Here is an 18,211-nt window from a genome sequence, read left to right on the forward strand (position 1 = left end):
CCCGACGCACCGACACGCCGGGCGGCACCCAGGATCGACATCCCTGCGCATACCAAATCGAAGAATTCAGTGCGCGCATCCAGGGAAAACACTCTGGCCATCTAACGCTCCATCAATCAGAGCGTTGCTGCGACCATATGACTCTGCCGCCCTCAGGGCAGCTCTAACTGATAGCGCATGTGGTGTTTTGGGGTTATTCGAGGCCGGTGCGGGTGGAGTCGTCCAGCGGCGTCCACCACGTCATCGGCGGCACCACTTTGAAGCGCCGGCCGGTGATGGTGTCCGGCGTGATCCGGACGAAGTGTTCCTTTTGGCCGGCCTGCCACGGGAACAGCAGCAGGCCCACGGTGTCCATGACTTCCTGGGGGTTCTGCACCGGCGCGGCCTGGCCTTTAACCACAACGCTCCAGGCGACCCCGGTGTCCGCGTCCACGCCGTCCGCTTCCAACGCCACCGGCGTGTCCCCGGTGGCCGCCTGCAGCTTGGTGCCCTCCGCGGTCCGGAAGACCAGCGAACCGTGGTCCACCTTGTAGTTGAGGGGGAAGATGTCCGGATGGTCGTCCACCCACACCGCCAGCCTGCCGACCGAGACGCTGCGCAATAGCTCCCAGCATTCGTGATGCTCGAGGTTTTCCACCGTGTGGGCCTGGTCCTTTGACTCGTGACCGCCCGGGTTCGAATCAGTAGTCATGCACGAGAGCGTACGCGGACGGGCCGACGGCGGATAGGGCAAATGGACCCAAGCCCCGGGAAAAACTGCGAAATCTGAGGCCTTCCTGAGTGGTTCACTGTATTCTGGCATAGGGCCGTCAGCGTCGACAGTGGCCGGAGCGATTGGGGGCAATAACATGCATTCAACGGGTGAGAGTTCAGGCCATACCGTATCCGCGCCAAATTCTGCCGTCGAGGAACTTCTGACGGGATTCGGCGCCCGCGCGGAAGAGCTGCTCCAATCCAAGGAACGCATGGCCGGCCTGCTGGAAGCGGTCGTCGCCCTGGCCGAGGACCTGAGCCTGGATGCCGTCCTGGAACGCGTGGTCGAATCGGCCTGCCGGTTGCTCCATGCCCGGTTTGGTGCAATGGGAGTGATCGGTGATGACCACGCGCTGAGCCACTTCATCACCGTCGGTATCGATGGCGAACTGGCCCGGAGGATCGGTCCGCTGCCGACCGGGCATGGCGTGCTCGGCCTCCTGATCACGGACCCCCGGCCCCTGCGGCTGCATGATCTTCGCCAGCACCCCGAGGCCTACGGCTTCCCGGCGCACCACCCGCCCATGCAGTCGTTCCTGGGGGTCCCGGTCCGCGTCCGCGACGTGGTGTTCGGGAACCTGTACCTGACGGAAAAAATAGGCGGCGAAGACTTCAGCGCCGAGGACGAGGCCCTGGCCGTCGCCTTGGCGGCAGCCGCCGGCGTGGCCATCGAGAATGCCAGGCTCTACGACGACGCCCGCCGCAGGGCCCGCTGGCTGGAGGCCTGCATGGACGTCTCCGGGCTGATGCTGAGCACGGACCGTGACTACACCTCCGGCGGCCTGGATCCCATCGCCGGCCGCGCGCTCCAGGAGTCCGCGTCCGACCTCGCCCTGCTGGTGGCGCCCGCCGCCAACGGCGTTGCCCACGTGGTGGTCGGTGTTGCCGGTGAGCGCGGCATCGCGTTTTCGGGACGGTCACTGCACCTGGAATCAGAACTCCTGGACGAGGTTCTCGACGGCGGCGAGCCGCTGCTGTTCGACGACGCCTCGGAGGTGGTCGGGGAGGTCGACGCCGGCGTGACCGGGCCGCTGCTGGCCGTGGCACTTAGCACCCAGGGCGCCCACCACGGCCTGCTGCTGCTGGCACGGAACAAGGATTCGGTCCGCTACACCCGGACAGACATCGAAATGGGCGCCGTCTTCGGCTCCCACGTGGCCCTGGCCCTGGAACTGTCCCGCGTGCACCGGCTGCGCGAAGAGCTCCTGGTCTTCACGGACCGGGACAGGATCGCCCGCGACCTGCACGACCTCGTCATCCAGCGGCTGTTCGCGGCCGGACTGAGCGTGCAAAGCCTCACCCGGTTCACCAGGGAGGAGCTGGCGATGGAGCGCATCCGCAACATCACCGGCGAACTCGACGAGGCGATCCGCAGCCTGCGTGACACCATCTACTCGCTGAAGAGCAACACCGGCGTTACTGAACTGCTGAGCGGCCGGATCCGCCGGGTCACCCGGAGCTCCTCGAAATCCATGCCCTTCGCCCCGCGCCTGACCATCACAGGACCCGTCGATGCCGTGACGCCGGATAAGGCGGACAACGTCGTGGCGGTAGTCTCCGAAGGGCTCAGCAACGCCATCCGGCACTCCGGGGCGGACACCATCTCGGTCTCGGTTGCCGTTGTCAAGGGCCGCGTGACGGTGGTGATCAGCGACAACGGCGCCGGATTTGCCCAGCCGGGAAAGCGCAACGGGCTGAGCAATCTCGAGGACCGTGCGCGGATGCTCGACGGCGAATGCACCATCACGAGCGCGCCCGACGCCGGGACCAGCCTGGAATGGTCGGTGCCGCTTTAGTTAGTGTCCCCGTTGGCCGACGCCTACCGAATCGCGCCTACCTAACGCTGTGCGGCCGCGTCCCGTCCGTGGCACTCCCGGCGGAGGCTACCGGATATGCCGGGCTGGCGATGAAGACCGCTGCCTGGGTGCGGCGTTCGAATCCGAGCTTGGCCAGCAGTGAGGATACATAGTTCTTGACGGTCTTTTCCGCCAGGAACATTTCCGCGGCAATCTGCCGGTTCGTCAGTCCGCCGCCCACCAGTTCCAGTACCTTGCGTTCCTGGGGTGTGAGGGAGGCCGTACGGGGGTCCACTTCCTCGGCCTCTACGAGGCTGTCCACGACGCCGGCGGCGACGCCCTCATCGAAGAGGGACTCGCCCGCTGCTGCCCGCCGCAGGGCGCCGATCAGGTCAGTTCCGCCGATCTCCTTAAGCACGTATCCGCGCGCCCCGGCCAGGACAGCGCCACGGAGGGCCTGTTCGTCGTCGAAACTCGTCAGGATGATGCAGTTCAAGGACGGGTCCACTGACCGCACGTCGCGGCAGACTTCAATGCCGGTCCCGTCCGGAAGGCGGGCGTCCAGCACACAGACATCGGGGTGCAGGGCGGGAATCCGGCGCGTCGCCTCCACCGCGGAGCCGGAACTGCCAACCACCACGAACCCTTCGCCTTCGAGGAGTTCCTGGAGCCCGCGCCTGACGAGCTCGTGGTCATCAAGGATAAAGACGCGCATCACCGACTGCATACCCTCGGATGCAGTGAGACCTGCGTCTGCCCAGGCAATCATGATTCTCCCGTCCGGCCGCTTGGTGGACCGCTTGATCCTGTAGTTCATCGACGTACCCCAGCCCTGCCATTCTTCTGCACGGCGGGGCCACGGACAAGGGTCATAGTGCCCAGCCGGCCGGCTCCGGCCGCCGTCCGCACCGCCTTCGCTGGCTTCCGCCTGCGCCCCGGGTCGGTGCCGGACCGATGGCTGGATGTCTTTTGGCCCTAGCCGCCGGGAGGGCCGGGCGAAATTATGGGAGCGTCGCCAAACCGGGCAGGATGTCCGGCCGGCACGAGGGCAAGGATCACCGATGAACGAAGCCAGGGACGTGCGCACGATCGTTGTAGGCGTAGACGGCTCGGAGGCTTCGGTGGAGGCGCTGCGGCAGGCCCAGGGCCTCGCCGTGCCCCTGTCCGCCAAAGTGGTCGCCTTGGCGTGCTGGGACTATCCGCCCGTGTACGACGGCTACGTCGCCGTCGGCATTGGCGACTTCGACGTCCGGGCCGGGGAGATCCTCAACGAGGCGGTAGCGAAGGCCTTCGGCCCAGAGACTCCTGGGAACGTCGAGATCCGCCTCGTCCAGGGCCACCCCCGCAACATCCTCATCGACGAGAGCAAGTCGGCGGACATGCTCGTGCTCGGCCGCCGCGGCCGCGGCGGGTTCGGCGGCCTGCTGCTGGGTTCGGTCAGCTCCGCCTGTGTGGCGCACGCTCATTGCCCCGTGCTGGTGGTTCACGCACCGGAGAAGGCCTGACGCCCGCGCCGTGCCTGACTCGAATGCCATGCCTGTCTCGAATGCCGGGCCTTACTCGAATGAAGAGCGCCGCGGATCCGACAGGCGCGTGGTCCACAGATCGGGCTTGTTGACCTTGAAGCGCCGACCGGTGAGCGCATTGGGCGCCACACGTACGTAGTAGGCCTTCTCGCCCGGCTGCCAGGGCTCCAGGAGCAGGGCGTCCGCCGCATCCTTCTCGTCCTGGCTTTCGATGAGCTCGGCTTCGCCGCGGGCCATCACGCTCCAGGCCGACTCGCCAGGGGCGTCATAGCCGTCGATCTCGAATGCCACCGGCTTGCCCGTGATGGCGCCCCACAACTTCGTCCCGCCGGAGGTGCGGAAGACAATCCTCCGCCGCTCCAGCACGAAATTCACCGGAAAGATCTCTGGATGGCTGTCCACGATCAGTGCCACGCGCCCCACGACTTCGGTGTCGAGCAGGGCCCAGCACTGGTCCATGGTCAGCGAGTAGTCCGGCGTGGGCGAGGTGGTGTCCATGTGGAGCCACGTTACGGACCGTCCCGGACCTCGATTAGGGCCATAAGACCCGCGGTGCGCACGTGCGGGCCGTACGCCGCGCGGGCCGCCGGTCACCAGGGACTGGGCTTGTAGTCCTTCAGGAAGACGCCGTACTGGTCCTCGCCGGTCTCGCCCATCACGATAGGGTCGTAAACGCGGGCCGCGCCGTCAACCAGGTCAAGGGGTGCATGGAAGCCCTCTTCCATGAGGCGGACCTTGGTGTAGTGCGGCCGTTCGTCCGTGATCCAGCCCGTGTCCACGGCTGTCATCAGGATGCCGTCGGCGTCGAGCATTTCCTGGGCGCTGGTGCGCGTCATCATGTTCAGCGCCGCCTTGGCCATGTTGGTGTGCGGGTGCCCGGGGCCCTTGTAGGCGCGGGAGAACTGGCCCTCCATGGCGCTGACGTTGACGATGTACTTCCGCCGGGCGGTGGAGCGCTTCATTGCCCCGCGCAACCGGCTGACCAGCAGGAACGGAGCTGTCACGTTGCACAGCTGCACTTCGAGCATCTCGAGTGGGTCCACCTCGTCCACCACCTGGGTCCAGCTGTTGATTGTGGCGAGGTCCGGCACCAGTCCGCCGGCGTCGATGGCGGTACCGGAGGCAATGCGCTCCAGCGATGCGGAACCGGTGGACAGCGCCAGTGAGGTGATCGCGTCCCCGGCGAGCACGGGGTGTTCGAGCACGGTGCTGGCCAGGGCAAGCGGGTGCTTGTCATGGGCGTGGCCGAATGTCACAAGCTCGGGTCCGCCGTTGGCGGCCTGGAGGGCGGCGGGCAGCGGCTCGTCCTCGGCGTCTACGAGGGGCTTGTAGGCGTTTCCGGAGCGGCGTACCGTCTGGGCCGCGTTGTTGATGATGATGTCCAGCGGCCCCGCTGCGTCGAGCGAATCTGTCAGGGCCATCACTTGGGACGGGTCGCGGAGGTCGATGCCCACGATCCGGAGCCGGTGCAGCCAGTCGGCGCTGTCCTCCATCGCGGCGAAGCGGCGGGCAGCGTCCTTGGGGAACCGGGTGGTGATCGTCGTGTGGGCGCCATCGCGCAGGAGCCGGAGCGCGATGTACATGCCGATCTTGGCCCGGCCACCGGTGAGGAGGGCCCTGCGGCCGGTCAGATCGGTCCGGGCGTCGCGCTTGGTGTGGCTGAAGGATGCGCATTCGGGGCACAGCTGGTGGTAGAAGGCGTCCACCTGCGTGTAGTGCTGCTTGCAGATGTAGCACGGCCGGGACCTGATCAGGTGCCCTGCGATCTCGCCGGTTGCGGACGGGGCAAGCTTGTTGCCGCGCGTCTCGTCGTCGATCCTGTCGGGGGCCGCCGTCGCCGTCTGGGCGATCACGGCGCGGTCCGCTTCGGCGATCTCGTCGCGCTTGCTGACCCGCCGGTGGCGCTTGACGGCCTTGAACATCTTCCCGGTGGCGCGGCGCACGGAAACGTAGTCCGGGTGCTCCTCGTCGTAGGCGTGGATCGTGTTCAGGACCTTCAGGCAGGCGCGGATTTCCTCCGGGGTCAACTCGGCAGCGCCGGACCCGGCGACACCAGGCTCGGCAGAGGGGAGATCGGAGGACAGATCGGGGGAGCTCATTGCCCTAATTTTACAGGGTGCGGGGAGCCCGGCCTTACGCCAGCGCCGGGCCCCCGCCGGGCTAAGCCGTGGGAGTTTGCTTGCCGGAGGCGTCCGCACCTACGGCGGCGGCCTGCACATCTGCGACCTTGTCCACTGACTCCCGCATTTCGGGCCAGTTTTCCGTGGCGGAAAGAACGGCCGACGGCACCAGGCGCAGGTTGGCGGCCGAGAGCGCACGTTCCGCGTCGCTGGGATCCGGCACCAGCTGCCCCTTGGACAGGACCGTGATTCCGGAGTCGGTAACCTTGAATCCGCGGGCGCGATCCAGCTCGGGGTCGAGACCGATCGCGGCCCCGGCAGGAACCTTGACGTTCTTGTCGAGGATGGCACGCTTGATCACCGCGCCCTCGCCCACATTGACCTTGTCCATCAGGACGGAATCCAGGACCCGGCTGGACGTGCCGACGTAGACGTCGTTGGAGAGTACGGAGCCCTCCACGATGCCGCCGGAGACGACGACGCCGTTGGCCACGATGGAATCGAGGGCGGTGCCTACCGTGTTGGATTTGCCGCGCACGAACTTGGCCGGCGGCGAGACGCTCTGCCGGGTGTAGATCGGCCATTCGGAGTTATAGAGGTTGAACACAGGGACGGGGGAGATGAGGTCCATGTGGGCGTCGTAGAACGAGTCGATGGTGCCGACGTCGCGCCAGTAGGTGCGGTCCCGTTCGGTCGATCCGGGAATGTCGTTGAGGGTGAAGTCGTAAACGCCGGCCTCACCCTTGGTGACGAAGTAGGGGATGATGTCCCCGCCCATGTCGTGCTTGGTGTCCAGGCGCTCGGCGTCAACGTGGAGGGCTTCGACCAGGGCGTCGGCGTCGAACACGTAGTTGCCCATGGAGGCCAGGAACTGGCTCGGATCGGCCGCGAGGCCGGGCGTCGAGGACGGCTTTTCGACGAACGCGGCGATCTTGTCCGGGTTCTCCGCGTCCGTTTCGATCACGCCGAACTGGTCCGCCATGTGCAGCGGCTGGCGGACGGCGGCCACAGTTGCCTTGGCCCCGCTGGCCACGTGTTGGGCCACCATCTGGGAGAAGTCCATCCGGTAGACGTGGTCTGCGCCGACCACGACGACGATGTCGGGATTGGCGTCATGGATCAGGTTCAGGGACTGGTAGATGGCGTTGGCGCTGCCCAGGAACCAGCTCTTGCCGACGCGCTGCTGGGCTGGAACGGAGGCCACGTAGTTGCCCAATTGGGTGGACAAACGCCACGTTTCGGAAATGTGCCGGTCAAGGCTGTGCGACTTGTATTGCGTCAGCACCACAATTTGCAGATACCGGGAATTCACAAGATTGGAAAGGGCAAAGTCAATAAGCCGGTAGCTCCCGGCAAAGGGCACGCCCGGCTTGGCCCGGTCCGCCGTCAACGGCATGAGCCGGTTTCCCTCGCCACCTGCGAGGACAATTGCCAAGACTTTCTTTTGATGCGGCATGGTGATCGCTCCTGAACGCCTTCGTTACTCCCCAAAACAGTCCGGCATGCCCGAACGTCTTCACACTAGATCAGTTCCACCGTAACGACTACCTTGGTGCATGTGCGAATAGATATTGTGACTAAAGAATTCCCGCCGGAAATCTACGGCGGCGCCGGAGTCCATGTGGCCGAGCTCAGCAGGGTGCTGGCCCAACATGTGGACCTACAGGTGCGTGCCTTCGGCGCGCCCCGTGAGCCCGGGTATCACGGGGCGACTGTCACGTCGTACTCCGTGCCCGAAGACCTGGGTTCAGCAAACGCCGCCATCCAGACCCTCGGGGTGGACCTGAGGATCGTCCCGGACATCGCCGGCGCGGATCTGGTCCACTCCCACACCTGGTACGCCAACATGGCCGGACATATCGCGTCGCTGCTCCACGGCATCCCGCATGTCCTTAGCGCCCACAGCCTGGAGCCGCTGCGACCGTGGAAGGCCGAGCAGCTCGGTGGCGGATACGCCGTCTCCTCCTGGGTCGAAAAGACCGCCTATGAGGCCGCCGCCGCCATCATCGCCGTCTCGGAAGGGATGCGCCAGGACATCCTGCGCAGCTACCCGGACGTTGACCCGGCCAAGGTCAGGGTGGTCCACAACGGCATCGATGTCAGCCACTGGACCCGGGACGAGGACGATGACATCATCCGTGCGCTCGGCATCGATCCGGACCGGCCCAGCGTAGTCTTCGTCGGCCGGAACACCCGGCAGAAGGGCGTTCCGTACCTGTTGCGGGCCGCCGCCAAGCTTCCGGCCGACGTCCAGCTCGTCCTGTGCCTGGGAGCCGCCGACACTCCGGAACTGGCGGCCGAAACGGCACGCCTGATCGAGGAGCTGCAGAGCCAGCGCAGCGGCGTGATCCTGATCGAGCGGATGCTTCCCCGCAAGGAGGTCATCCAGGTGCTGAGCCACGCGACGGCGTTCGCGTGCCCGTCCATCTACGAGCCGCTGGGCATCGTGAACCTCGAGGCGATGGCGTGCGGCGCCGCCGTCGTGGCAAGCGCCACCGGCGGCATCCCCGAAGTTGTCCGGCACGGCGAGACCGGACTTCTCGTCCCGATCGAACAGGTCACCGACGGTACTGGCATCCCGCTGGACCCGGAGAAGTTCGTCACCGACTTTGCCGAGGCACTCATCGACGTGGTGTCCGATCCCGCCCGGGCGCGCGCCATGGGCGTGGCCGGCCGGCGCAGGGCCGAGGAGCACTTCTCCTGGGAGTCCATCACCGAGACCACACTCGAGGTCTACCGCTCAGTGCTAGACAAATCGGCGCCCAGCAAGGACTCCTGAGAAAGCATTCAAACAGCAGACCGACGACGGCGCCGCCCCGGCTGAGGGGGCGGCGCCGTCGTCGTAATCCGGCCGGTTCAGTTGACGCGGAGCTGTTAGCGGGTGGCCCGTGCGCCGGAGCCTTTTGTCCCGTGGGCCGCGCGTGCAAGCAGGATCTTTTCATCCAGGGGCGCCTGGCCGCTGGCGCGCTGCTTCCGGAAGTAATCCCGGGCCTCGTCCTGGCGGGCCTTTTCCGCGCCGGTGGAGATCTCCGCGCGGAGGTGCTCCGGACCGTAGCCGAAGGCGTCCACGAGGTCGATGGCGTGGGGGCGGATCTTCACGAGCAGGCGGTTGATGTACTCGCCCACGGTGCGGCCGCGCTGCATGGAGAGCCTGCCGTTCATGAGGTACCAGGCCAGGTTTTTCTCGATGAGGGACAGGCCGAAGAGATCACGCAGCCACGTCAGGACCTTGTGCGTGCCGGGGTCGGTCACTTTCCCGAGGGCCTCGGTGAAGGCCTCCCACTGCAGCAACTCCGCGTGGGCCTGGGCCGCTTCGATGAGTTCGTGCTGGTGGGCGTTGAACAAGGCGGCGCCCTGCTCCTGCGGGAGCCTGTTCGCGCCCTTGAGGGCTGAGGCGACCTCCGCCACCATGGTCTGGACCCGGTCCGTCAGCAGCGTCCGCTGGCTGGCTTCGTCCTTGATTGCCAGGGCAGCCTTCTGCACTGATCCGGTGTCCGCCACGAACTGGGCGACGCCGCGCAGCCCGGTGCGGTGGATGGCGACGCCGGTGGCCTGGCCCACGACGTAGCGGGCCAGCACGCCGAAGTTCACGCTGCGGAATTCCTTGGCGTAGTCGGCCAGCAGGCGCTTGGCGACCAGCTGCAGCAGGACAGTGTTGTCGCCCTCGAACGTGGCGTACACGTCCAGGTCTGCACGGAGCGAGGCGAAGCGGTTCTCGATCAGGAAGCCGGCGCCGCCGCAGGCCTCGCGGCATTCCTGCAGGGTGTCCAGGGCGTGCCAGGTGCTGAGCGGCTTGAGGGCGGCCGCGAGGGTTTCGAGGTCCTGCCGGTCCTCGTCGGTGTCGTGACGGCCCGAAAAGACGTCGTCGAACTTCTGCAGCAGCTGCTCGCTGGCGAAGCTCGCGGCGTACGTGGTGGCCAGCCGGGTGAAGAGCCGGCGCTGGTGCCGCTGGTAGTCGAGCAGAACCTCCTCGTCGGCCTGGGAGGAGGCATTGAACTGCCTGCGTTCCGTGGCGTACTGGATGGCGGTTTTCAGGGCCAGCTTCGACGCCGTCACGGCGGCGCCGTCGAGCGAGACCCGGCCCTGGACCAGCGTGCCGAGCATGGTGAAGAAGCGGCGGCCCGGGCTGGCGATGGGGGAGGTGTAGTTGCCCTCGGCGTCGACGTCGCCGTAGCGGTTCAGCAGGTTGGTGCGCGGGATCCGGACCTGGGTGAAGTGCAGCCGGCCGTTGTCGATGCCGTTCAGGCCGCCCTTGACGCCGTCGTCCTCTCCGCCGATGCCCGGCAGGAACTCCTTGGTCTCGGGATCCCGGAGGTCCATGTAGAACGCGTGCACGCCGTGGTTGACGCCCTTGGTCACCAGCTGGGCGAACACGACGGCGGCCAGGCCATCGGAGGCGGCGTTGCCGATGTAGTCCTTCCACGCGGCCCGGAACGGCGTGTGGACCACGAACTCCCCGGCTGCGGGGTCGTAGGTGGCGGTGGTGGCGATGCTCGCGACGTCGGATCCGTGGCCGGTCTCGGTCATGGCGAAGCAGCCCGGGATCTCCAGGCTCATGATGCCCGGCAGCCACTTGGCGTGGTGGTCGGCGGTGCCGAGGTGGTTCACGGCGGAGCCGAAGAGTCCCCACTGGACGCCGGCCTTGATCTGCAGTGACGGGTCGGCGATGACCAGCTCCTGGAAGCCGGCCACGTTCCCGCCGTGATCGTCCGAGCCGCCCACGGAGACCGGGAAGGCGCGGTGGACGGCACCATTGTCGACGAGGATCTTGAGCTGTCCGAACGCGCGCCGGCGGTGCTCGGTGTGGGTCAGCCCCTCGATCTTGTGCAGTTCCCGGCGGCCGGCGAGGGCCCTGGACGCCAGGCGGATGTCGGCCCACTGGCCGAGCAGCTGTTTGCCCAGGGCCGCGACGTCGACGGCGGGCTCTTCAGCGGAGCCGGGTCGGGAGCCGGGTTGCGCGCCGTCGCGGCCGGCTGCTGTGGGTTCGGCCGGCAGTTGTGGTCGCGGCGTGCGGCGTGGCGCGTTGCCGGTGGTGCGGTCGGCTAGTTCAGTCATGTCGATTTCCTTCTTTGGTTCTGACAATCTCTGGTTCTGACAATCTCTAGTTCTGGCAATTCAGTTCGTAGGCGTGGGACCGGCGTGTCCGGACTGGGCCGTGTCCTCGCCCGCCGGGCCGCCCTGGTTCGATTGACCGGCCTGCGCCGGGGCCGTTGACTGCAGTTCGGGCGCGATTCCGAAGCAGAGCCAGTCCGTGATCTGCCGGGCCATGGCTTCCTGGTCTGGCTTGGCGGGCCCGGGCGGGCTGGCCAGCCACTGCTCTCCGGCGTTCCGAACCAGGCCGATCGCGGCGTTCGGCCAGTAGCCGATCACGGCTTCCTTGTCCTGGCCGCTGCCCAGGTGGCTGCGCATGGGCCGGGCAATCATGTCGCTGATGGCGGCGAAGAAGTGGCTCAACGCACCGGCGGTGGAAACCGGCGCGCTGGCGGCATCCGCTTCGCCCGGGGCGTGGCGGGTGACGAAGGTATAGACATTCGGGCTGGTCTCGGCCATCTGCAGGTAGGCGGACACCATGGCGAACAGGCCTTCGCGGGGGGTCTGGGCGCTCTGGGCCGCCTCCTGGATGCGCCGCTGCATCTGGCTCAGGACCACCTCGCCGACGGCCTGCTGGAGCCCGGCTTTGTCGCCGAAATAGCGGTAGAAGACAGACTTTGACGTTCCCGCGGCCGCGGCGATGTCCTCCATGGAGGCGTCGCTGCCAAGGGCGTGCACGGCCCGCCGGGCCGATTTGATGAGCTCCCGCCGCCGTTCCTCGCGGTGCGACTGCCAGCGGGAAGCGCGGCCGTCGACGGCGGTGTGCCCGTCGGGCGCGGTTGCGTCGGAGATGTTCACGATACCCAGCGTATCAGGTACGCTGGGTATCGGTAACCGTTTTGATTGAAGGAGACAGCCCATGTCCGTCAACGGACAGTCAGTACCCCGCCCCCAACCAGCCGCCGAATCAGCTGCCGCACCAGCCGCAGCAGGGGAGGCGCCCGCCGCCTCGGCGCGGCTCCGCAAGGCTGTGGTGGTGGGCGGCAACCGCATCCCGTTCGCCCGGACCGGCGGCGCGTACACCAAGTCCTCCAACCAGGACATGCTGACCGCCGCCCTGGACGGACTGATCGCCCGCTTCGGCCTCCAGGATGAGCGGATCGGCGAAGTCGCTGCCGGAGCTGTCCTGAAGCACTCCCGCGATTTCAACCTCACCCGGGAAGCAGTGCTCGGCTCGGCCCTTTCCGCCGAGACCCCGGCATACGACCTCCAGCAGGCCTGCGCCACCGGCCTTGAAACGGTGCTCGGCCTGGCCAACAAGATCAAGCTGGGCCAGATCGAGTCCGCAATCGCCGGCGGCGTCGACTCGGCCTCCGACGCCCCCATCGCCGTCAGCGAAGGACTCCGCGAGGTGCTCCTGGACCTCAACCGCGCCAAAACGGTGTCCCGGAAGCTGCAGGTGCTCAGCCGGCTCCGGCCCAAGGACCTCGCCCCCGATGCCCCCAACACGGGGGAGCCGCGGACCGGACTGTCCATGGGCGAGCACCAGGCGCTGACCACTGCACAGTGGAAGATCACACGCGAGGCCCAGGATGAGCTCGCCTTCAACAGCCACCGGAACCTTGCCGCAGCCTACGACGCCGGCTTCTTCGACGACCTCCTGACCCCCTACCGTGGCCTGAGCCGCGACTCGAACCTGCGGGCCGATACCAGCCTGGAGAAGCTGGCCACGCTCAAGCCCGTATTCGGCAAAAACCTCGGCGCCGAGGCGACCATGACGGCCGGCAACTCCACCCCGCTGACCGACGGCGCCTCCACCGTGCTGCTCGCCTCCGAGGAATGGGCCGACGCCCACGACCTCCCCAAGCTCGCCACCGTAGTCGACGGCGAGGCTGCCGCCGTCGACTTCGTCCACGGCAAGGACGGGCTTCTCATGGCGCCGGCGTTCGCGGTGCCCCGGCTGCTCGCACGGCACAACCTCACCCTCGATGACATCGACTTCTTCGAGATCCACGAGGCCTTCGCCGGCACGGTGCTGAGCACCCTGGCCGCCTGGGAGGACGAGGAATTCGGCCGCACCCGCCTCGGCCTGGACGGTGCCTTCGGCAGCATCGACCGTTCCAAACTGAACGTCAACGGCTCATCGCTCGCCGCCGGACACCCCTTCGCTGCCACCGGCGGCCGGATCGTGGCGTCGCTGGCCAAGACCCTGCACACCACCGGCCAGGTCAACGGGCGCCCGGCCCGCGGCCTTGTCTCCATCTGCGCCGCCGGCGGCCAGGGCGTCGTCGCAATCCTCGAAGCACTCTAAGGAGCATCGGATGAGCGACAAATACACGCAGTTCGTCAGCCACGGACTCGGCAAGGACATCGCCAAGCGGCTCGGGCTCCCACAGCCGGTGGCCCTCCGGCGGTACCAGCCCGGCGTCCCCCTCATTGAAGGTCCCGTCCTGGTCCAGGGGTCAACCAGGGGCGCCGACGACCTCGCCGCCACACTCCTGGCCTGGAACCTGGACGTCCGCCGCCACGCGATACCCAAGGAAAAGCTCGGCGCCATCATCCTGGTCCTGGACGAACTGGCCCACCCCGCCGACCTGGAGATACCGGTTCTCACCGCCGCCAGCTCCCTGCGTGATCTCGCCCGGAACAGCCGCGTCATCACCGTGTCCCGCACGGCGCATGCCGCCGCGGATCCGGCGGCGGCAGCGGCCCGGCAGGGCGTGGACGGTCTCCTGCGGTCGCTGGCGAAGGAACTCCGCGCCGGCGCCACCGGGAACGGCATCCTGCTCGCCGACGGTGCCGGGACCACCAGCCCCGGAACGCTCGGTGCAGTGCGGTTCTTCCTGTCGGGCCGCTCGGCGTTCGTGGACGGGCAGTTCCTGACTGTCAGCTCGGGCGCGGGGCAGCTGCCCGACGCCGTCGACAAGCCGCTGGCCGGCAAGGTGGCCGTCGTGACCGGCGCCGCCCGGGGAATCGGGGCCGCGATCGCCCGCACCCTGCACCGCGACGGCGCCACGCTGATCCTCGTCGACATTCCGGCGGCCGGGGACCACCTTGCGGAGGTGGCCAACGAGGTCCGCGGGACCGCGCTGCAGCTGGACATCAGCCGCGAGGACGCTGGACAGCGGATTATCGAGCACGCGGCGGCACGCCACGGCCGGCTGGACATCATGATCCACAACGCCGGAATCACCCGTGACAAGCTGCTGGCCAACATGGACGCGGGCCGCTGGAACTCCGTGATCGGCGTCAACATCGCCGCGCAGCTGCGGATCAACCAGGCACTCTTGGCCTCGGACCACTTCGGTGAATCGCCCCGCATAGTGTCCGTGGCCTCCACGAGCGGCATCGCCGGAAACCGCGGCCAGACCAACTATGCCGCGTCCAAGGCTGGAGTGATTGGCATGGTGCGCGCCACGGCTCCGCTGATCGGCGAGCGCGGCGGGTCCGTCAACGCCGTGGCCCCGGGATTCATCGAAACCGAGATGACCGCCAGGATCCCCTTCGCCACCCGCGAAGTGGCCCGGCGGCTCAATTCCCTCCAGCAGGGCGGGCAGCCGGGCGACGTCGCCGAGGCTATCGCGTTCCTGGCCAGCGACGCCGCGGGCGGAATCTCCGGGGAGGTGCTGCGGGTCTGCGGGCAAAACCTGGTCGGCGCATGAGCGGTTCCCAGACCGTCATCCTGGGCGAGATGCCTGCCCTGTCCAAGCTCTACGTCAACGCGGCGGCCGCTGCGGCACGTCGCCGGGTGCTGGGCACCCACGGCGGCACCGAACTGCCGGCCTACACTCACGAGGTCCGTGGCGTGAAGGCGGACGTAGCCAACCTCACCGCCTATCAGCACCTGATCGGCGAGAGCGCGAGCGACGTCCTCCCCGCCGGTTTTATCCATGCCCTGGCGTTTCCGCTGGCCATGAGCGTCATGAACCGGGACGATTTCCCGCTGCCGCTGCTCGGCATGATCCACCTGAACAATAAGGTGGTGCAGTCCGCGCCGGTTCTGTTCAGCCAGGCCTTGGATATTCGGGCCCGTGTGGAGAACCTGCGTGGGCACCGGGCCGGCACCCAGCTCGACCTCGTGGCGGAGGTCCGTACCGCAGGGCAGGAGGACCTCAGCTGGCGCGGGGTCTCGACCTATCTGGCCAAGGGCGTTTTCCTTCCGGGGATCGACAAGCCCTCAGTGCCCGTGACGCCACCGCCGTTCTCGGTGCCGGATCCGACGGCCCTGTGGCAGCTGGGCGTCGACACCGGGCGCGCCTACGCGGCCGTGTCCGGCGATTTCAACCCCATCCATCTCAGCGTCCTGACGGCCAAGGCCTTGGGGCTCCGCCGTTCCCTTGCCCACGGCATGTACCTGGCGTCGCGGGCGCTGGCCGACGTCGGCGCCGTCAGAGGGGATTCGTTCAGCTGGGACGTGGCGTTCGAGGCGCCGGTGTTCCTGCCGGCCCGGGTGGCGCTGGACATCAGCAGCATGCAGGCCGACGGCGGCGCCTGGCAGCGCTCCGACTACGTGGCGTGGAACGCACTCTCCGGGCGCCGGCACTTCAGCGGTTCCGTCGCGGCGCTGCCGTAGCCGCCGTCGTTCCTGCCGCACGCCTTCCCGGCTGGCGGTGCGCTCCGTTGCCTGGCCTGTGGGCGGGTTGGCCTGTTGTGACCTATGTCCGACCTATGCCGCCGGTTGGGCCCCGGGTTGTGCCTCTGGCCTGCCGGGCGTGGCCACCTTCAGCATCCGGTGCAGGCTCAGGAGGATGGATTCCACCGCGCTCGGGGCATCCTTGCTGTGCTCTTCGGAGCCCAGCCGGGCGGTGAGTTCGTTGATCCCCGCATCGGCGGTGACGGCCAGCTCGGCCTGGCGTTCGGGCTGTTCTTCCTCCATGGCACGGAGGACGTCGCCGACGGAGGACAGGGCGTCCGCGAGAGGCGCCGCGTAGGCGTCCGGAATCACGAACGGGGTGTCCTCGTCCCAGATGACCTCGGAGAGCACCTGGGTCACGTCCTGGACGTGGAACGTCAGCCGCTCGAGGTCCCGCAGGCTCCGGTAATCGAGGTCCAAGTCGTGCGGATGCAGGTGGCGGCGGGGATTGGCCTGACGGCTGGCGTCGGCCTTCTCCACGGCGAGGCGCACGGACCGGGCGTGTGCCGCGAGCGCTTCCGAGCGGCGCGACCAGTTTTGATGTTCCGGCGGCCAGCTTTCCTTCAGGGCCTTGCCCATGTCCCAGAGTTGCTGGGCGAGGGCCTGGCGCAATTCCGCGATGCTCAGGGCGGCGGCCCGGAAATGCAGCGGCGGGAAGACCAGCAGGTTCACGATGATGCCCACCGTGACGCCGACGCCCATCTGGAAGAGGTACCCGAAGGAGAACGTGTCCGGATTATGTCCGCCGACCAGCAGCACCAGGAGCGCCGCCGTCGGGATCCAGTCCCGGCCCGAGCCGATCTTCGGCAGCCCGGCCAGGATTACGCCCAGGGCCATGACCAGGGCGACCGTGAGCGGAGTGGGCGAACCGAGGCTGAAGAGCATGAACGCGAGGCCGACGCCGATCGCCAGGCCGACGAGCGTCTGGAGGCCCTGGCGCATGGAACCGGCAACGTTCTCGTACATGGCCACCAGGGCGCCGAGCGGGGCGTAGTACGGGTACTCGGCAGCGGAGCCGGGCATGAAGGGAGCGATCGCGAAGGCGATGCCCGCGGCCAGTCCCGCCTTCAGGGCCAGCTGGAGCCGGGGCCACAGGATTGCCGCGGAGACGGCATGGGAAACGTTGCGGGACCATCGGCGCGGCGCGGAGGGTGGGCTGCCGGCTGTCTTTTCTGGGGTGACCATCCCGGCTCACCCTAGGGCCGGAAGCGTGCTGCGACAAGTGGACTAACCAGCCGCGGCTGTGGTCACTTCACGGACGGACCGGCCGGGGGACCGCTCAGGCAGCGCCGTGTCCGGGGGTGACCTCTTCACCGGCGCGGACCGGTCCCGGCGGTGTGCCGGTACCGAACGGCCGGCCGCCCAGCGCTTCGCGGCCGTGTTCCGAGAGCCAGTTGCCCAGTTCGGGGCCGCGGGGGACCACTCCGGTGGGATTGATGTCCTCATGAACGATGTAGTAGTGCTGCTTGATCTGGACGAAGTCGGTGGTGTCGCCGAATCCGGGCGTCTGGAACAGATCGCGGGCGTAAGCCCACAGGACCGGCATCTCGCTGAGCTTTTGCCGGTTGCACTTGAAGTGGCCGTGGTAGACGGCGTCGAAGCGGGCCAGTGTGGTGAACAGGCGGACATCTGCCTCGGTGATGGTGTCGCCCACAAGGTAACGCTGCCCTGCCAGCCGTTCTTCGAGCCAGTCCAGGGCCGTCCAGAGCCGGTCGTAGGCGGCGTCGTACGTCTCCTGGGAACCGGCAAAGCCACACCGGTAGACGCCGTTGTTCACCTCGGTGAAGACCCGCCTGTTGACGGCGTCGATCTCATCCCTCAGGTGCTCCGGGTACAGCTGCGGGGCCCCGGCCCGGTGGAACTGTTCCCATTCCGTGGAAAAGTCGAGGGTGATCTGGGCAAAGTCGTTCGTCACTACCTGTCCGCTCGGAACGTCCACGATCGCCGGGACGGTGATCCCGCGGGGGTAGTCGGGGAAGCGGCGGAAGTAGGCGTCCTGGATGCGCTCAATCCCCAGGACGGGGTCCGTGCCATCCGGGTCCAGGTCAAACGTCCAGGACCGGACGTCGTGGGTGGGGCCGGGCTGGCCGAGCGAGATGACGTCCTCCAGGCCGAGCAACCGCCGCACGATCACTGTGCGGTTGGCCCACGGGCACGCGCGCGCCGCGATGAGGCGGTAGCGTCCCGGCTCCACCGGCCAGCCCGGCTCGCCGTTGCTCCCCGGTGCGCCGTCCCGGGTGATCCGGTCCTCAATGTAGTTGGTGTCCCGGGTGAATTCCGCGCCGCCGGTCACGTAGGCGCCTTTGGTGCTGAATCCGGGATCGTCGGTGTGGGTAGTCTGGCTCATGGTCC

General features: G+C 67.7%; 15 protein-coding genes. 6 read left to right on the plus strand and 9 right to left on the minus strand.

Annotation, left to right across the window (positions count from 1 at the left end; all coding sequences use genetic code 11):
* Window positions 1-193: 193 nt before the first annotated feature.
* The gene (locus tag AC1DDO_RS02580) at window positions 194-691 is read right to left on the minus strand and encodes a pyridoxamine 5'-phosphate oxidase family protein (RefSeq protein WP_476971376.1); all 498 of its coding nucleotides are present in this window, start codon (window positions 689-691) and stop codon (window positions 194-196) included.
* Window positions 692-848: 157 nt separating this feature from the next.
* On the opposite strand from AC1DDO_RS02580, the gene AC1DDO_RS02585 reads away from it, so the two are divergent.
* On the plus strand, window positions 849-2,549 hold the full coding sequence (locus AC1DDO_RS02585) for a GAF domain-containing sensor histidine kinase (RefSeq protein WP_476971377.1): 1,701 nt from the start codon (window positions 849-851) through the stop codon (window positions 2,547-2,549).
* Between the two features lie 37 nt (window positions 2,550-2,586).
* On the opposite strand, the gene AC1DDO_RS02590 is transcribed toward AC1DDO_RS02585, so the two are convergent.
* Window positions 2,587-3,318: a response regulator gene (locus AC1DDO_RS02590; protein ID WP_441408688.1), complete on the minus strand. Its 732-nt coding sequence runs from the start codon at window positions 3,316-3,318 to the stop codon at window positions 2,587-2,589.
* A 292-nt stretch (window positions 3,319-3,610) separates the two neighbouring features.
* Here AC1DDO_RS02590 and AC1DDO_RS02595 point away from each other — a divergent pair, with 292 nt between their 5' ends.
* On the plus strand, window positions 3,611-4,054 hold the full coding sequence (locus tag AC1DDO_RS02595) for a universal stress protein (protein ID WP_476971378.1): 444 nt from the start codon (window positions 3,611-3,613) through the stop codon (window positions 4,052-4,054).
* Window positions 4,055-4,105: 51 nt separating this feature from the next.
* Here AC1DDO_RS02595 and AC1DDO_RS02600 read toward each other — a convergent pair whose 3' ends face one another.
* The 3 genes from AC1DDO_RS02600 to glgC form a co-directional block, all read right to left on the minus strand.
* Complete coding sequence (locus AC1DDO_RS02600) at window positions 4,106-4,573, minus strand: pyridoxamine 5'-phosphate oxidase family protein (RefSeq protein ID WP_476971379.1); 468 nt, start codon at window positions 4,571-4,573, stop codon at window positions 4,106-4,108.
* Window positions 4,574-4,665: 92 nt separating this feature from the next.
* The gene (locus AC1DDO_RS02605; protein WP_476971380.1) at window positions 4,666-6,174 is read right to left on the minus strand and encodes an SDR family NAD(P)-dependent oxidoreductase; all 1,509 of its coding nucleotides are present in this window, start codon (window positions 6,172-6,174) and stop codon (window positions 4,666-4,668) included.
* Between the two features lie 61 nt (window positions 6,175-6,235).
* Window positions 6,236-7,651 (minus strand): glucose-1-phosphate adenylyltransferase, encoded by a 1,416-nt coding sequence (gene glgC, locus AC1DDO_RS02610; RefSeq protein WP_441408632.1) that lies wholly within the window; start codon window positions 7,649-7,651, stop codon window positions 6,236-6,238.
* Between the two features lie 102 nt (window positions 7,652-7,753).
* On the opposite strand from glgC, the gene glgA reads away from it, so the two are divergent.
* Window positions 7,754-8,974: a glycogen synthase gene (glgA, locus tag AC1DDO_RS02615; RefSeq protein ID WP_476971381.1), complete on the plus strand. Its 1,221-nt coding sequence runs from the start codon at window positions 7,754-7,756 to the stop codon at window positions 8,972-8,974.
* A gap of 95 nt (window positions 8,975-9,069) precedes the next feature.
* Here glgA and AC1DDO_RS02620 read toward each other — a convergent pair whose 3' ends face one another.
* Window positions 9,070-11,250, minus strand: a complete 2,181-nt coding sequence (locus AC1DDO_RS02620) for an acyl-CoA dehydrogenase family protein (RefSeq protein WP_476971382.1) — start codon at window positions 11,248-11,250, stop codon at window positions 9,070-9,072.
* A 60-nt stretch (window positions 11,251-11,310) separates the two neighbouring features.
* Entirely contained in the window at window positions 11,311-12,084 is a 774-nt protein-coding gene (locus AC1DDO_RS02625; RefSeq protein ID WP_476971383.1) for a TetR family transcriptional regulator, read from the minus strand.
* 61 nt (window positions 12,085-12,145) lie between these two features.
* On the opposite strand from AC1DDO_RS02625, the gene AC1DDO_RS02630 reads away from it, so the two are divergent.
* Genes AC1DDO_RS02630 through AC1DDO_RS02640 form a run of 3 tightly spaced genes read left to right on the plus strand, consistent with a single transcriptional unit; the run spans window position 12,146 to window position 15,799 of the window.
* Entirely contained in the window at window positions 12,146-13,537 is a 1,392-nt protein-coding gene (locus tag AC1DDO_RS02630; protein WP_476971384.1) for an acetyl-CoA C-acetyltransferase, read from the plus strand.
* 10 nt (window positions 13,538-13,547) lie between these two features.
* Window positions 13,548-14,888, plus strand: coding sequence for a 3-oxoacyl-ACP reductase (locus tag AC1DDO_RS02635; RefSeq protein WP_476971385.1), 1,341 nt, complete (start codon window positions 13,548-13,550; stop codon window positions 14,886-14,888).
* Window positions 14,885-15,799, plus strand: coding sequence for a MaoC family dehydratase (locus AC1DDO_RS02640; protein ID WP_476971386.1), 915 nt, complete (start codon window positions 14,885-14,887; stop codon window positions 15,797-15,799). Before AC1DDO_RS02635 ends, AC1DDO_RS02640 begins: the two co-directional genes overlap by 4 nt.
* Before the next feature lie 93 nt (window positions 15,800-15,892).
* On the opposite strand, the gene AC1DDO_RS02645 is transcribed toward AC1DDO_RS02640, so the two are convergent.
* Complete coding sequence (locus tag AC1DDO_RS02645; RefSeq protein ID WP_476868131.1) at window positions 15,893-16,954, minus strand: FUSC family protein; 1,062 nt, start codon at window positions 16,952-16,954, stop codon at window positions 15,893-15,895.
* Between the two features lie 184 nt (window positions 16,955-17,138).
* On the minus strand, window positions 17,139-18,206 hold the full coding sequence (locus AC1DDO_RS02650) for a glutathione S-transferase family protein (RefSeq protein WP_476971387.1): 1,068 nt from the start codon (window positions 18,204-18,206) through the stop codon (window positions 17,139-17,141).
* Window positions 18,207-18,211 lie beyond the last annotated feature (5 nt).

The organism is Arthrobacter sp. 10N43, from assembly GCF_056394525.1.

Bases quoted from the DNA above. Each gene is read 5' to 3' on its own strand.
- AC1DDO_RS02580 (WP_476971376.1), bottom strand. From the start codon at position 691: ATGACTACTGATTCGAACCCGGGCGGTCACGAGTCAAAGGACCAGGCC.
- AC1DDO_RS02585 (WP_476971377.1), top strand. From the start codon at position 849: ATGCATTCAACGGGTGAGAGTTCAGGCCATACCGTATCCGCGCCAAAT.
- AC1DDO_RS02590 (WP_441408688.1), bottom strand. From the start codon at position 3,318: ATGATTGCCTGGGCAGACGCAGGTCTCACTGCATCCGAGGGTATGCAG.
- AC1DDO_RS02595 (WP_476971378.1), top strand. From the start codon at position 3,611: ATGAACGAAGCCAGGGACGTGCGCACGATCGTTGTAGGCGTAGACGGC.
- AC1DDO_RS02600 (WP_476971379.1), bottom strand. From the start codon at position 4,573: ATGGACACCACCTCGCCCACGCCGGACTACTCGCTGACCATGGACCAG.
- AC1DDO_RS02605 (WP_476971380.1), bottom strand. From the start codon at position 6,174: ATGAGCTCCCCCGATCTGTCCTCCGATCTCCCCTCTGCCGAGCCTGGT.
- glgC (WP_441408632.1), bottom strand. From the start codon at position 7,651: ATGCCGCATCAAAAGAAAGTCTTGGCAATTGTCCTCGCAGGTGGCGAG.
- AC1DDO_RS02620 (WP_476971382.1), bottom strand. From the start codon at position 11,250: ATGACTGAACTAGCCGACCGCACCACCGGCAACGCGCCACGCCGCACG.
- AC1DDO_RS02630 (WP_476971384.1), top strand. From the start codon at position 12,146: ATGTCCGTCAACGGACAGTCAGTACCCCGCCCCCAACCAGCCGCCGAA.
- AC1DDO_RS02635 (WP_476971385.1), top strand. From the start codon at position 13,548: ATGAGCGACAAATACACGCAGTTCGTCAGCCACGGACTCGGCAAGGAC.
- AC1DDO_RS02640 (WP_476971386.1), top strand. From the start codon at position 14,885: ATGAGCGGTTCCCAGACCGTCATCCTGGGCGAGATGCCTGCCCTGTCC.
- AC1DDO_RS02650 (WP_476971387.1), bottom strand. From the start codon at position 18,206: ATGAGCCAGACTACCCACACCGACGATCCCGGATTCAGCACCAAAGGC.